The sequence below is a fragment of the Rathayibacter sp. SD072 genome, assembly GCF_017355185.1.
Lineage (GTDB): Bacteria > Actinomycetota > Actinomycetes > Actinomycetales > Microbacteriaceae > Rathayibacter.
Window position 1 is genome coordinate 1 of the sequence record NZ_JADILJ010000070.1, and the last position, 13,009, is coordinate 13,009.

Below are 13,009 nucleotides of genomic sequence, written 5' to 3' on the forward strand. Positions count from 1 at the left end.
AGCCGACGCCGACCGTGACCCCCACGGTGTCCCCGACCCCCGCGCCGACCGCGACGGCCACCGCCACGCCGGCGCCCGTCGGCTCCTCGGCACCGACCGTCGCGATCGTCGCCCCGACCACCGGCTCGTCGGTCACCGGAGTCGTGACCCTGGTCGCCGTCGCCTCCGATGACAAGGGCGTCGCGGGAGTCAGCTACTGGGTCGGCACCACGAAGCTCGGTGACGCCGTCCTCGGCGAGGACGGCCGCTACTCCCTCGCCGTGAACACGGCGGGCTTCGCCGTGGGCACCTACCCCGTGACCGCCAAGGCCGTCGACACCGACGGCAACACCACGACGAGCGCACCGATCGCACTGAAGCGGGTCTGACCCGCGAGCGGACGGACGGCCCCGGTGCACCAGCGCCGGGGCCGTCCGTCGTCCTGCCGTCGGACGCGGCAGGATCCGAGGGGCCGCGCGCCCCTGCCGACCCGGCCGGATCCCCGCACGCAGAAGCACCCGCCCCTCCCCCCGACCACCCGCAAGGGCGTCGGAGCGAGGAACGGGTGCTCCGGAGCGGAACCCGCTCCCTCTTACTCCAGGGCGAACAGCGTGTACGACTCCGCGTTCGCCGCGTTGATGACGATGCAGTCGATCGACTGCTTCTCGTCCTCGCCGGTCTCGCCGTCGGTCAGGTAGGCGTCGGCCTGCTGCACCGCGAGCTGCGAGATGAGCACGGCGGGCTGGAGGCCCGTGGCGACGAGCTTGCCCGCCTTGATCGCCTCGACCGCGTCGGGGCTGCCGTCGAAGCCGACGATCTTGATCTGGTCGATCAGACCCGCGGCCTCGACCGCGGCGACGGCGCCGAGGGCCATCGTGTCGTTGCCGGCGATGATGCCCTGCACGTCGGGGTCGCGCTGCAGCAGGGTCTCGACCTTCGAGAAGGCCTCGTCCTGGCTCCAGTTCGCGGTCTCCTTGGCGGTCTGCACGAGCTGCGGGTACTGCGAGACGACGCTGGCGAACGCCTCCGAGCGCACGCCCGCGTTGGTGTCCGACTCCTTGCCGGTCAGCTCGATGTAGTTGCCGCCGTCGGGCAGCGCCGCGACGAACTCCTCGGCCACGGCCGCGGCGCCCTGCGCGTTGTTGGCGACGATCTGCGACTTGGCGATGCCGGTCGCGTTGATCTCGCGGTCGACCAGGAACACCGCGACTCCGGCGTCCTCGGCCTTCTGGATCGGGCCGATCGAGGCGTCGGCACCCGCGTTGTCGAGGATGATCGCCTTCGCGTTCTGGCTGATCGCCGAGTCGATGAGCTCGCTCTGGCGGTTGGGGTCGTCGTCGTGGGACGCGACCGAGGTCTCGTAGCCGAGCTTCTCGGCCTCGGCCTGGGCCGCGTCCGCCTCGGCCTTGAAGAAGGGGTTCTCCAGCGGCGGAGTGATGATGGCGATCAGACCGCCCGCCTCACTGGCGCTGGACTCCCCACCACCGCTGGTCTCCGTGCCGCCCCCCGAGGAGCAGCCGACGAGCGCGAGGGCGGCGACCGCCACGGTCGCGGTGGCGAGAACGAGCTTGCGTCGCATCATGTGTCCGGTACCTTTCGTTTCTCTGTGCTGACCGACGCCGTTGCCGGTCAGAGCTTCCCGACGGGCGCGGAGGCGCCCGTCCGCGTGTCGTCGCTCCCCGCCGCGGGCGGCTCGGTCGGAGCGCCCTTCGACGAGGCGAGTGCGGCGTTCTTGTTGCGCGTGATCTTCTGCTGGGTCTGATCGAGCATCACGGCGAGCACGATGACGGCGCCCTTGATGGTGATCTGCCAGAAGGTCGAGACCCCGACGATGACCAGGCCGTCGCTGAGGAACCCGATCACGAAGGCGCCGAGCAGCACTCCGCGCACGTTGCCGCGGCCGCCGGTCAGCGCCGCTCCGCCGATGACGACGGCCGCGATGGCGTTGAGCTCGAAGCTCTCGCCGGTCTGCGGGGCGGCGGCGGTCAGCTCGGACGAGATGATCAGGCCGGCGGTCGCGGCGCAGAAGCCGCTGATGATGTAGACGCTCATCTTGACCCGCTTGGTCGGCACACCGGCGAGCTCGGCGGCCCGCTCGTTGCCTCCGGTGGCGTAGACCCAGCGGCCGAAGGGCGTCTTGCGCAGCACGATCAGCGCGATGACGGCGAAGACGATCATGATCCAGATCGCCATCGGGATGCCCAGCACCCGGCCACCGCCGATCAAGTTGAAGCCCGTGTTGCCGAGCGACTCGTCGCCCTGGAGTCGCGGGTACGTCGATCCGTTCGAGATCAGCAGCGCCGCACCGCGGGCGATGTAGAGCATGCCGAGCGTCGCGATGAACGGAGCCACGTTGAACCGGGTCACGAGCAGGCCGTTCACGAGGCCCACGAGCGAGCCGACGAGCAGCGAGCACAGGACGACGACCCAGACCTTGGGATAGAGGACCACGTCGAGCGCGTCGATCCGCAGCCCCTGCAGCAGCACGCCGGCGACGACGCCCGAGAGGCCGACCGTCGAGCCGACCGAGAGGTCGATGCCGCCCTTGAGGATCACGAAGAGCATCCCGAGCGCGAGGATCGCGTTCATCGCCACGTGGCGGGTCATCGTGATCAGGTTCGGCAGCGTCAGGTAGGCGTCCGAGAGGAGGGAGAAGATGATGATCAGCGCGATCAGGGCGATGAACGCCCGCCCCTCCAGGAGGAGCGCGCCGAGGTCGAAGTCCCGCTTCGTCGCGGCCTTGGTGCTGCTGGTCATCGGTGTGCCGCCTCTTCTTCCGGGTCCTGATGGGTCTCGCCGCTGGCGACCATGACGTCGTCCCGCTCCGCGGTGCGGGGGTCGAACTCGCGCACGATGCGCCCCTTCGACAGCACGATCACGCGGTTGGAGGCGCCGAGCGCCTCGCCGATCTCGCTCGTCGCGAAGAGGACGCCCAGGCCGCGCCGCGCCTCCCGCGCCATGAGCGCGAAGATCTCGGCCTTCGCTCCGACGTCGATGCCGCGGGTCGGCTCGTCGAGCAGCAGCACGTCGGGCTGCGTCATCAGGACCTTGCCGATGACGACCTTCTGCTGGTTGCCGCCCGAGAGCGAGGTGATGGAGGCCTGCGGTCCGGCGGTCTTCACCCGCACGTCGCGCACGCCCGCGTCGACGGAGGCGCGCTCGGGGCCGCGGCGGAGGAAGCCGCCGCGCACGAAGTCGAGCAGCGACGCGAGCGAGAGGTTCTCGCCGACCGACATGGTCTGCACCAGTCCGTCGCGCTGCCGGTCCTCGGGCACGAGCGCGAGTCCGCGGGCGATGCGCCGGCGGACGTCGAGTCCCTTCACCGAGACGCCCTTGAGACGCACGTCCCCGTCGCGCAGGGTCAGCCGCCCGGCGACCGCCTCGAGCAGCTCGGTGCGGCCCGCGCCCATCAGGCCGTAGAGGCAGACGATCTCGCCGGCCCGCACCGTCAGGCTCAGCCGGTCGACGCTGAGGCGGCTGGGGTTCGACGGATCGGCGACGCTCACGCCGTCGATCTCGAGGACCGGCTCGCCGAACGTCTCGAGCAGATCGGGGTTCAGGTCGTCGGCGCTGCGGCCGACCATGTTCGCGATCACCCAGTTGATGTCGATCTCGTGGCGGTCGCCGCGGGCGACGAGCTCGCCGTCGCGGAACACGACCGCGTGATCGGCGATCTCGAGCGCCTCCTCGAGGTGGTGCGAGATGTAGACGATCGCGACGCCGCGCGAGGTCAGGTCGTGGATGACTCCGAAGAGCACCTCGACCTCGCTGCCGCTGAGGGCGGAGGTGGGCTCGTCCATGATGAGCACCCGCGCGTCACCGGCCAGCGCCCGGGCGATCTCGACGAGCTGCTGCTGGCCCAGGCGCAGGTCGGCGACCAGCGTCTTGGGGTCCAGCGGCTCCTGCAGCCGCGCGAGCAGCTCGACGGTCTGCGACGCCTGCGTCCGGGAGTCGATGATCAGTCCGCCGCGGGCCAGCTCGCGCCCCATGAAGATGTTGTCCTGGATGCTGAGGTTCGGGGCGAGGCTCAGCTCCTGGTGGATGATCGCGATGCCCTTCTCGACCGCGTCGACCGTGCCGCGCAGCTGCAGCGGCTCGCCGTCGAGCTCGAGGGTGCCCGCCGTGGGGGTCTCGACTCCGCTCAGGATCTTCATCAGCGTCGACTTGCCCGCGCCGTTCTCGCCGAAGAGCACCGTGACGGATCCGCGCCGGATCTCGAAGTCGACGCCCTTGAGCGCCCGGGTCGCCCCGTAGACCTTCGTGATGCCGACGGCGCGCATCACGACCTCGCCGGTCATCCGATCACCTCGATCGAGACGGGGACGACCGACACGAGCTGCGGATTGACGCGGAGGAACGCGCCCGTGACCTCGACGGTCCTCCCTGCGGCGGCCGCGGCGTCGAAGCCCTCGAGCACGTCGGTCCGCACGAGGTCGTTCAGCTGGGTCGACACGTTCTGGTACTCGAGCTGGTTGGTGAACTCGTTGAACGAGATCCCGCCGGTGACGTCGCGCAGCGCCGTGCCGTTGAGCGCCGGGCCGATCTGCACCTGCACGGTCGTCTCGGCGGGCACGCCCTCGACGGTGACCGGGAGGATCGGCGGAGTCGCGGTGCCGGCGACGGCGGTGAACGTGACGGGGAACGCGTAGGCGCTGCTCGCTCCCGACGTGTTGCCGAACTCGGCCTCGTCGGCGCCGCCCTCGAGCTGCGTGAGCAGGTCGGCCAGCGGGACGGCCTCGTCCTCGACCTGCGCGGCGATGTCGTCGAAGCGGTCGGCGGCGTAGGCGGCGGGATCCAGCTGCCCCTCGGACGCGGCGGTGTCGGCGTCGGAGGCGCTCACGACCTTCACGTTGAAGGCCGCGGCGACGAGGACGACGGCGGCGAGAGCGGTGAGGACCATCCACGCTCGGACGGGTCGTCGTGAGGATCGGGACATCGATGTCGCTCCCAGGGAGGTGTTCGGCGGTGAACGGCAGCGGGCGGCGGGCCGGCTGAGCGGCTGGCGCGGAACATCCGGTGCAGCTGCTGATGGCACGGTGGCACGTGGTTCGGTAGCCTGTCAACCGGTTCGCCAATTGCGAGCCACTTCGACTCGATGATGAGGAGAACCTCCCGTGGAAACCCCCTCCCGGCGCCCGATCGCGCCCCGCACCGCCGGCCGAGCGGAGGCGCTCCCGTGCTGAAGGGCGTCGATCCGCTGCTCTCGGGCACGCTGCTGCACCTGCTCGACGACATGGGCCACGGCGACCAGCTGCTGCTCGTCGACCGCAACTTCCCGGCCGTCGCCACCGGCCTGCCCGTCGTGCACCTCGGCGAGGCCACAATGAGCCGGGCGATGAGCGCCGTGCTCAGCGTCTTCCCGCTCGACGTCTTCGTCGACACCCCGCTCGAGCGGATGGAGGTCGACGGCGACCCGTCCGTCACGACTCCCGAGCAGGACTCGGTGCTCGCGATCGCCCGGCGCTCGCACCCGCGGCCGATCGAGTGGGGCGTGATCCCGCGGCTCGAGTTCTACGAGCGCGCGCGGTCGGCGTTCGCCGTCGTGCACGTGCTCGATCCGGCGCCGTGGGGCTGCTTCGTGCTGCAGAAGGGCGTGGTGTTCCCGCCCGAGGCGGAGTGAGCCGCCGCGGCTCTTCCGCGGATGGCGAGGTGAACATAGGGTGGGGAGCGGCTCGGCCTCTCCGCCGCATCGACGCACAGACGGGTCACAGCAACGACCCAGGGCCCTCCTCGACTCCGACCGTAGTCTCGCCCGCACGACGCCTCCGGACCCGGAGTGCGGCCGACACCACGACGCCAAGGACGACGCCGATGAACCGCACGAAGATGATCACCGCCCTCGCGGCCGGACTCCTGCTCACGTCGGGCGTCGCCGCCCAGACGGCGGCCGCCGCCGAGACCTCGAACACGTCGGAGGACCGCGGCGTCGACAACTCGTCGGACACCCTCCTCATCAACGGGCGCGCGTACACGCTCGACTGAGCCGGCCCAGGCCGCCGATCTCGTAGCCGGGGGTCTCGATACGCGCCTCCGGCGCTACTCGACCGGCACGCATCCGCGTCCCGCCTCGCCGCCCTCTGCTCCTGTCCGTAACCGAGGCCAGTAGGCCTCGCGGAGTCCGTTCGAGCCGTTCGAGCAGCTCCTGACCTCGGTTGCGAACCACTCGGCCTGCACAACGAAGTCTGAGCGCGGAGATCAGGGCGAGAATCGCCGGATCGCGTCGCGGAGCCTCACTTCCGAGGCCCGTCCAGGCACCTCCGACGCCGCCGCTCGATGCGCCGCCTCCGATGCGGAAGTCCGCGTCAGGCCGGCTCGGCCACCGGCTCCGCAGCGGAGGTCGCCCGCGGACGCGCCGCTCCCGTCAGCAGCGACACCGCCGCGACCAGCACGAGGACCACGATCATCGCCCCGCGCAGCCCGAAGTGCTCGCCGAGGAACCCGAGCAGCGGCGGTCCGACCAGGAACGCGACGTAGCCGGCGGTCGCGACGGCCGAGACCGTGGCCGTCGGGTCGTCGCTGTCGGCGGCCGACGACAGCGTGACCGGGAAGCCGAGCGCCGCGCCCAGTCCCCAGAGCGCGACCGCGACTCCGGCCATCGCCGCGCTGTCGGCGACGACGACGACGGCGATGCCCGCGGCAGAGACCAGGGCGCTCGCGCGCAGCACGGCGACGTTGCCGAACCGGGCCAGCAGCGGGGCGCCGACGAAGCGGCCGACGGTCATCGCGGCCGCGAAGCCTGCGAACACGATGGTGCCGACCGTGGCGGTCGCTCCGTAGCCGTCGACCATGAGCAGGGGCAGCCAGTCCATGGCCGAGCCCTCGGCCAGCGCCAGCGCGAGCACGATCGCGCCGAGCGCGAGCACGCGCGGCTGCCGCCAGACCGGACCGCCGGTGCGCACGGCCGCCGGCTCTCCGGGCGTGCCCGGCACGATCTTGCCGGTGCCGCTCGGCACCGAGCGGATCACGGTGACCAGCAGCGCCAGGCTGAGCGCCGCGACCGCGAGCAGCTGCCAGAGCACGGGGAAGTCGACGGCGGTGAGCCCGATGCCCGCGACGGCGCCGATCACCGTGCCGAGGCTGAAGCAGCCGTGCAGCGCGGGCAGGACGGAGCGGCCCGACACCGCCTCGAGCGCCGCGCCCTCGAGGTTGAGGGCGATCTCGGACACGCCGATGCCCAGTCCCACGAGCGCCAGGCCGACGAAGACGCCCGGCGCCGACGAGAGGTTCGCGGCGAGGCCGACGAGCGCCACTCCGCTCGTGAACGAGAGGCCGCCGATCGTCACCGTGAAGCGCACTCCCCGGCCGCGCACGATCGCGGCGGAGGAGAGCACCCCGGTCATCGAGCCGACCGAGAGACCCAGCAGCACGAGCCCCATCTGCGCGGTCGAGGCGCTGAGGAGGTCGCGGACGGCGGGCGTGCGGACGACCCACGACGCCATCCCGACTCCGAAGACGAGCATGAAGGCGAAGATCGCGAGGCGGCGACGGGCGACGGACGTGGGCATGGTTACGACCGTAGGTCCACGACAGCTGTCGACGGAACATGCGCACGGCGCCGGCCACGCGATCGGCCCGCCGCCCGGGTGAACACCGGCTGTCCAGAATCCGTCGAGCCCCGCACGGGGCCGCCCCGGCGTGCGACGCTGGAGGGTCCCCCTCCGCCCCTTCCCCGCTTGGACCCTGTTGACCGACGTCAAGACCCCCGTGTTCCCCTGGATCGGCCTGCTCACGCTGGCCGGCGCGATCTTCGTGTCGGTGACGAGCGAGTTCCTGCCGACCGGGCTCATCCCCGACATGTCGCGCGACCTCGGCGTGAGCATCCCGCTCACCGGCCAGCTGGTCACGATCTTCGCGGCGACGGTCGTGGTGGCGACCACTCCGCTGACCCTGCTCACGCAGCGCTTCTCGCGCAAGAGCCTCGTGCTGGTCGCACTGGGCGTCATCGCCGTCGCGAACGTCCTCGCCGCCCTCGCGCCGACCTTCGAGCTGCTGGTCGGCGCGCGGATCCTCGGGGGACTCGCGCATGGGCTCTTCTGGGCGGTCGTCGCCGCCTACTCCGCTCACCTCGTCGCTCCCGAGCACCTCGGCCGGGCCACGGCGATCACGGCGGGCGGAGGCTCGGCGGCCTTCGTGCTCGGCGTGCCGGTGGGCACCGCGCTCGGCCACGCGTTCGGCTGGCGTCCGACGTTCGCGATCCTCGGCGGCATCGTGCTGATCCTCGCGCTCGTCGTCATCCGCTACCTGCCCGCGGTCGAGCACATCGTGCCGGTGCGCACCGGCGAGATCCGGCTGCCGGCGCGCAAGGACCGCTCGCTGCCGCGGATCCTCGGCGTCTGCCTCGTGATCCTCCTGGTGCTGATCGGCCAGAACACCCTCTCGACCTACATCACGCCGTGGCTCGAGGAGGCGCAGTTCGCTCCCGACTCGATCCCGCTCGTGCTGTTCGCCTTCGGCGGCGCGGGTGCCGTGGGCCTCGTGCTCGCCGGCTTCGCGACCGACCGGTTCCCCCGCTCCGGATTCGTCGTCGCGGCCCTCGCGGTCCTCGCGGCGCTCGCGGGCCTGTCCTTCGCGGCGGGCTCCGGAGTGCCGGCGCTCGTGGTCGTCGCGGCGATCGTCTGGAACATCGCGTTCGGAGGCATCCCCGCGATGCTGCAGACCCGGATGCTGAAGACCGCGTCGTTCCAGCTGCGCAGCCTCGCGGCCGCCCTGCAGACGACGGCGTTCAACATCGGCATCGGCGGCGGAGCGATCGTGGGCGGCCTGGTCATCGACGGCAGCGGCCTCGGCGCGCTGCCGTGGGTCGCGCTCGGCATCGTCGCGCTCGGGCTCGTCGTGAGCCTGCTGGTGGAGTGGCGCGCGCGGCGCGCGGCGGTGCCGGTGCAGGGTCGGGCGGAGCGGGTGAGCGCGTAGCCGACGCCGGCGCCCGTTTCGCCTCCACTCGCGAGGCGCCCGGGTGCCCGACGGGACGCGAACCGGGCCCTGGCGGGTCGTCGCACCCCGTCCTGCGTCCACTGGCATGTCGCCCGGCGCACGAGTCGGCGCGGACCGGGCCGTCGCTGGTCGTCGCACCCCGTCCCGCGTCGTCTCGAGCGCTCCGCTGAGTACGAGCGGATGCGATCCGCTGCCGAGCACGTCCGCTCCCCCTCGCGAGGGAGGGCGCGCGGCGTTCCGCGGCGTAGCGTCGGAGGATGGCCCAGACGACCACCGACTCCGGAGCTTCCGCATGAGCCGCACCACGGTTCCTCCGCTGCACCTGCCCTACCCGGGAGCGCCCGCCGGGGAGGCGATCGCCCGCTTCTTCCGCAAGTACGCGACCTTCAGCGGCCGCGCGAGCCGCGCGGAGTACTGGTGGATCATCCTCGCGACACTGGTCGTCAACCTGCTGCTGCGGTGGGCCGACGGGTCGCTGTCGCGGTACACCTTCACGACCTCGCCGTTCACGACGGGATCGGACTTCTCGACGCCCTGGGTCACCGGGCTGTCGGTCCTGATCGCGCTCGCGACGCTGATCCCCGGGCTCGCGCTGATCTGGCGGCGCCTGCACGACGTCGGTCGGAGCGGGACGTGGTTCCTGATCATCCTGATTCCGATCGCCGGCTGGGTGGTGCTGATGATCTGGTTCCTGATGCCCGGCCGTGCCGAGGGCGAGCGCTTCGACGCCCCGCTGGTCGAGTAGCCGTGCGGAGAGGCCTGCCGCTCGGGTGACGGGGATCTCGAGACGGCCCTGCGGGCCTGCTCGATCAGCAGGAGGGGGCCCCGCGCTGCTACTCGAGCACGGGGGTCACGCGCACCAGTCGCGGGAGACGCCGTTGACGCTGCGGGAGGTGTCGCCCGTCTCGAGGTCGACGAGCACGGTCGACGTCGCGCTGAAGCCCGGCACCTCGGGGTAGTCGTCGGGCTCGCCCTCGACCGAGACCGCCTCGACGGCCAGGAACTGCCCGTTCGGCGAGAGGCAGATGCTCCGGATGCGGCCGGTGGGCGACGTCCGGAACACCTCGGAGGTGCCCTCCGCGTCGACGCGCACGACCGAGTACTGCGTCGCTCCGCTCTTGGGCGAGTACTCGGCCTCGAGCTCCACGTAGCTCGTCGAGTCGAGCAGGAGCAGCTGCACCGGCGACGCGGTCGGGCTGACCTCGGCGACCGGCAGGGCGAGCGTCTCGACCGAGCCGGTGGCCAGGTCGATCAGCGAGCCGCGATCGGGATCCGCGACCACCAGCCGGTTCGCGCCCGGCACGAAGCCGCGCAGCTCCGCGTGCTGCCCGAGCGGGCTGATCGCCCCGGGGACGAGCAGGTCGACCAGCAGCACCGTGTCGTCGACCGAATGCGTCACCACGGAGGTGGTGCCCGGCACGAACAGCCAGTCGCGGGCGCGCAGGGGTCCGCCGTCGATCCCGACGACGGCCACCGCCTCGGCCTTCTGATCGGTGAGGTCGTAGGAGTAGAGCGCCCGGTCGAGCGGGCCGGTCGGCGCCTCGCCGGTGAAGGTCCAGCCCAGCACGCCCTTCTCGGACGCGGCGTGCAGCTCGCGCACGACGCCCGCTCCGGGCAGCGGGATGACCCCCTCCGATCCCGTGTCGAGCGCGACGGTGCGGATGAGGTTCGTGTCGTCCGGCTCGATCGTCACCAGCACGAGCAGCGGGCCGACGACGACGTAGTCCTGGATGCGGTCGGCGGTGGCGACGACCCGGGTCTCGTCCCCCGATCCCCCCGACAGCGGGCGCACGCGGATCGCGTCGGGCTCGGCCGGGTCCGGCGTGCGGTCGAGGGTGAAGAGGTCGGGGTCCTTCGTGGTGAAGGAGGCGCTCACATCGGCCGTCGCCCCGGTCGCGCGGCCGCGGGCGTCGTCGATCGCGATCTCGTACGTCGTGGCGTAGCGGAGTGTCTCGGCGAACGTCACGGTGACCACTCCGTCCTCGAGCTCGACGGTGTGCTCGGCCTCGGGAGTCACGCCGACCCGGTCGAGCGCGTCGGGCTCGAGGTCCTGGTCGAGGTGCAGCCGGGCGCGGCCGCCGTCGCGCTCGACGACGCCGTCGGCGCTCACCTCGAGCGAGGCGACCCGCGGACCCCTGCTGATCGTCGCCGCGGTCAGCCCGCCGACGCCGAGCGCGAGGACGAGGGTCGCGCCCCAGAAGACGCGCGAGAACGCGCGCGATCCGGCCGGGCGCGGCCGCCGGCTCGGCCGCGCCTCAGGAGAACGCGCGCTCGGCCGCCGCTCAGTAGACATACGGCATCGCCGGCTCGTCGATCTCGGCGACCGACGACGGCTCGAGCACGACCGCCTCGGCGCTCGTGACGCTCGCGTTCGCCCCGAAGCCGCCGGACACCTCCAGCCACTGGCCCTCGGTGTACGTGTCGGCCCAGCCGGGCTCGTAGATCGGCACGCCGACGGGCTGCGCGTCGACCGCGCAGCAGGTGACGACGAAGCGGGCGACGTAGAAGACGTTCTCGGGGTCGTCGGCGTCCGGAGTCACGAATCCGCTGACCGTCGCCGTCGTGCCCGCGAGGAACTGCTCGCTCGCCCCGGAGCGCAACAGGGTCGCCCAGTCGCGCACCGAGAACGAGGCGTAATCGCCGGTCGGCACGGCGACGGCCGCGGTCGTGTCGACGGCGCTCGTGTTGACCTCGCGCTGCGTCGCCGTGCCCGCGGTGAGCGCGGCGGGCGGGACGACGAGGAGCGCCACTCCGGCGGTCACGATGATCGCGACCGAGCCGAGCACCGCGAGCCGCGCCCGCCACGGGTGACCGGGCGCGTGGTCGTGCAGGTGGCCGTGGGCGTCCGACTCCTCGACGCTCTCCCCGTCGCTCTCGTCGGACCCCGGCACGATCGCGAAGGCGAGCACCAGCAGCACGGCCGCGATCACGGCGAGGATCACCGTGAACTCGAAGTAGCGGGGGTGGATGTAGAGGCCGAGCCGGCCCGTCGCCGCGAGCCACAGCGTCGAGACGACGCCGATGACGCTCAGCACCACGCCCTTCCAGCGGGTGAGGAGGCGCTCAGAGCGCATGGTTGACCGCCAATCCGAGGACCGCGGAGCACAGCCCGACCAGGACCGTCATCCGCACGAGCGTGGGGACCGAGAAGGTGGTGCGCAGCAGCGCGAGCATCTTGATGTCGATCATGGGCCCGAAGACGAGGAACGCGATGATGCCGCCCGGCAGGAACGTGGAGCCGAAGGACAGCACGAAGAACGCGTCGACGTTCGAGCAGATCGAGATGACGAACGCGAGCACCATCATCGCGAGCACCGACCAGAGCGGGTTGCCGCCGAGCGCCGTGAGCACGTCGCGCGAGACTCCGACCTGGATCAGCCCTGCGATCGCCGAGCCGACGAAGAGCGCCGGCAGCATCGCTCCGGTCTCCTCCGCGAACAGCAGGACGCTGCGGCGCGAGCGGGCGCGGAGGGTGCCGGGCGCGCGCTCCCCCACCTCGCACGCCGCGCGGAAGCGGTCGGTGAGCAGCGACATGGGCTCGGAGTGGCGGCTGAAGATCCAGCCGACCAGGTTCGCGATCACGAAGCCGCCGACGATGCGCCAGACGAGGATCCCGTCCTCCCAGCCGAAGGCCTGGTAGGTCGTGATGATCGTGATCGGATTCACGATCGGCGCCGCGAGCAGGAACGTCATCGACTCCGAGACCGACAGGCCCTTCACGATCAGCCCGCGGGCCAGCGGCACGTTGCCGCACTCGCAGACCGGGAGCAGCACGCCGAGCAGCGAGATCACCAGGCGCCGCGGCAGGGCGCGCTTCGGCAGGATCCGCAGCAGCACCGCCTCGGGCACCCAGAGCTGCACGGCGATCGAGAGCACGATGCCGAGGAAGACGAACGGCAGCGACTCGATGACGACGCTGATCGAGAGGGTCAGGAAGTCGCGCATCGCGTCGGACAGCACGTCGCCCGTCGCGTCGGGCGACGTGCTGTCCGACGCGATGCGCGACTTCCTGACCCTCTCGATCAGCGTCGTCATCGAGTCGCCGCCGCTCGCGTCCCTCGGCATCGTGCGCCCCACCGCCGTGCAGCTCTCGTGGCCC

The 13,009-nt window shown here is 71.8% G+C and carries 13 protein-coding genes; 5 read left to right on the forward strand and 8 right to left on the reverse strand.

The annotated features are described in order from the left end of the window. Positions 1 to 368, forward strand: a 368-nt coding sequence (locus tag IOC53_RS17615) for an Ig-like domain-containing protein (protein ID WP_242683502.1), incomplete at its 5' end; no start/stop codon positions are given. A gap of 203 nt (positions 369 to 571) precedes the next feature. On the opposite strand, the gene IOC53_RS17620 is transcribed toward IOC53_RS17615, so the two are convergent. The 4 genes from IOC53_RS17620 to IOC53_RS17635 are packed head-to-tail and all read right to left on the reverse strand — an operon-like array spanning position 572 to position 4,879. Further along, positions 572 to 1,561, reverse strand: coding sequence for a D-ribose ABC transporter substrate-binding protein (locus IOC53_RS17620; protein WP_242683503.1), 990 nt, complete (start codon positions 1,559 to 1,561; stop codon positions 572 to 574). Positions 1,562 to 1,608: 47 nt separating this feature from the next. Further along, positions 1,609 to 2,736, reverse strand: a complete 1,128-nt coding sequence (locus IOC53_RS17625) for an ABC transporter permease (RefSeq protein ID WP_207407780.1) — start codon at positions 2,734 to 2,736, stop codon at positions 1,609 to 1,611. Next, positions 2,733 to 4,277 carry a sugar ABC transporter ATP-binding protein gene (locus IOC53_RS17630; RefSeq protein WP_207407782.1) on the reverse strand — a complete coding sequence of 515 codons (1,545 nt, stop codon included), beginning with the start codon at positions 4,275 to 4,277 and terminating at the stop codon, positions 2,733 to 2,735. The genes IOC53_RS17625 and IOC53_RS17630 overlap by 4 nt, the downstream gene beginning before the upstream one ends. Continuing rightward, on the reverse strand, positions 4,274 to 4,879 hold the full coding sequence (locus IOC53_RS17635) for a DUF2291 domain-containing protein (protein WP_207407784.1): 606 nt from the start codon (positions 4,877 to 4,879) through the stop codon (positions 4,274 to 4,276). Before IOC53_RS17635 ends, IOC53_RS17630 begins: the two co-directional genes overlap by 4 nt. Before the next feature lie 276 nt (positions 4,880 to 5,155). On the opposite strand from IOC53_RS17635, the gene IOC53_RS17640 reads away from it, so the two are divergent. After that, positions 5,156 to 5,599 carry an RbsD/FucU family protein gene (locus IOC53_RS17640; RefSeq protein ID WP_207407786.1) on the forward strand — a complete coding sequence of 148 codons (444 nt, stop codon included), beginning with the start codon at positions 5,156 to 5,158 and terminating at the stop codon, positions 5,597 to 5,599. A gap of 191 nt (positions 5,600 to 5,790) precedes the next feature. Then, positions 5,791 to 5,961: a hypothetical protein gene (locus tag IOC53_RS17645; protein WP_207407788.1), complete on the forward strand. Its 171-nt coding sequence runs from the start codon at positions 5,791 to 5,793 to the stop codon at positions 5,959 to 5,961. Positions 5,962 to 6,281: 320 nt separating this feature from the next. On the opposite strand, the gene IOC53_RS17650 is transcribed toward IOC53_RS17645, so the two are convergent. Continuing rightward, the gene (locus tag IOC53_RS17650; protein WP_207407790.1) at positions 6,282 to 7,484 is read right to left on the reverse strand and encodes an MFS transporter; all 1,203 of its coding nucleotides are present in this window, start codon (positions 7,482 to 7,484) and stop codon (positions 6,282 to 6,284) included. Between the two features lie 178 nt (positions 7,485 to 7,662). Here IOC53_RS17650 and IOC53_RS17655 point away from each other — a divergent pair, with 178 nt between their 5' ends. Both IOC53_RS17655 and IOC53_RS17660 read left to right on the forward strand, forming a co-directional pair. Further along, positions 7,663 to 8,889, forward strand: coding sequence for an MFS transporter (locus IOC53_RS17655; RefSeq protein WP_207407792.1), 1,227 nt, complete (start codon positions 7,663 to 7,665; stop codon positions 8,887 to 8,889). 313 nt (positions 8,890 to 9,202) lie between these two features. Then, positions 9,203 to 9,655: a DUF805 domain-containing protein gene (locus tag IOC53_RS17660; protein ID WP_207407794.1), complete on the forward strand. Its 453-nt coding sequence runs from the start codon at positions 9,203 to 9,205 to the stop codon at positions 9,653 to 9,655. Positions 9,656 to 9,760: 105 nt separating this feature from the next. Here IOC53_RS17660 and IOC53_RS17665 read toward each other — a convergent pair whose 3' ends face one another. The 3 genes from IOC53_RS17665 to IOC53_RS17675 are packed head-to-tail and all read right to left on the reverse strand — an operon-like array spanning position 9,761 to position 12,870. Next, positions 9,761 to 11,203, reverse strand: a complete 1,443-nt coding sequence (locus tag IOC53_RS17665; RefSeq protein WP_207407797.1) for a hypothetical protein — start codon at positions 11,201 to 11,203, stop codon at positions 9,761 to 9,763. Continuing rightward, positions 11,193 to 11,984, reverse strand: coding sequence for a TIGR03943 family protein (locus IOC53_RS17670; protein WP_207407799.1), 792 nt, complete (start codon positions 11,982 to 11,984; stop codon positions 11,193 to 11,195). The genes IOC53_RS17665 and IOC53_RS17670 overlap by 11 nt, the downstream gene beginning before the upstream one ends. Next, complete coding sequence (locus IOC53_RS17675) at positions 11,974 to 12,870, reverse strand: permease (RefSeq protein WP_307786247.1); 897 nt, start codon at positions 12,868 to 12,870, stop codon at positions 11,974 to 11,976. Before IOC53_RS17675 ends, IOC53_RS17670 begins: the two co-directional genes overlap by 11 nt. Positions 12,871 to 13,009: the final 139 nt, after the last annotated feature.

Excerpts from the sequence above, each read along its gene's own strand:
- IOC53_RS17620 (WP_242683503.1), bottom strand. The coding sequence starts at position 1,561 with ATGATGCGACGCAAGCTCGTTCTCGCCACCGCGACCGTGGCGGTCGCC.
- IOC53_RS17625 (WP_207407780.1), bottom strand. The coding sequence starts at position 2,736 with ATGACCAGCAGCACCAAGGCCGCGACGAAGCGGGACTTCGACCTCGGC.
- IOC53_RS17630 (WP_207407782.1), bottom strand. The coding sequence starts at position 4,277 with ATGACCGGCGAGGTCGTGATGCGCGCCGTCGGCATCACGAAGGTCTAC.
- IOC53_RS17635 (WP_207407784.1), bottom strand. The coding sequence starts at position 4,879 with ATGGTCCTCACCGCTCTCGCCGCCGTCGTCCTCGTCGCCGCGGCCTTC.
- IOC53_RS17645 (WP_207407788.1), top strand. The coding sequence starts at position 5,791 with ATGAACCGCACGAAGATGATCACCGCCCTCGCGGCCGGACTCCTGCTC.
- IOC53_RS17650 (WP_207407790.1), bottom strand. The coding sequence starts at position 7,484 with ATGCCCACGTCCGTCGCCCGTCGCCGCCTCGCGATCTTCGCCTTCATG.
- IOC53_RS17660 (WP_207407794.1), top strand. The coding sequence starts at position 9,203 with ATGAGCCGCACCACGGTTCCTCCGCTGCACCTGCCCTACCCGGGAGCG.
- IOC53_RS17665 (WP_207407797.1), bottom strand. The coding sequence starts at position 11,203 with ATGTCTACTGAGCGGCGGCCGAGCGCGCGTTCTCCTGAGGCGCGGCCG.
- IOC53_RS17670 (WP_207407799.1), bottom strand. The coding sequence starts at position 11,984 with ATGCGCTCTGAGCGCCTCCTCACCCGCTGGAAGGGCGTGGTGCTGAGC.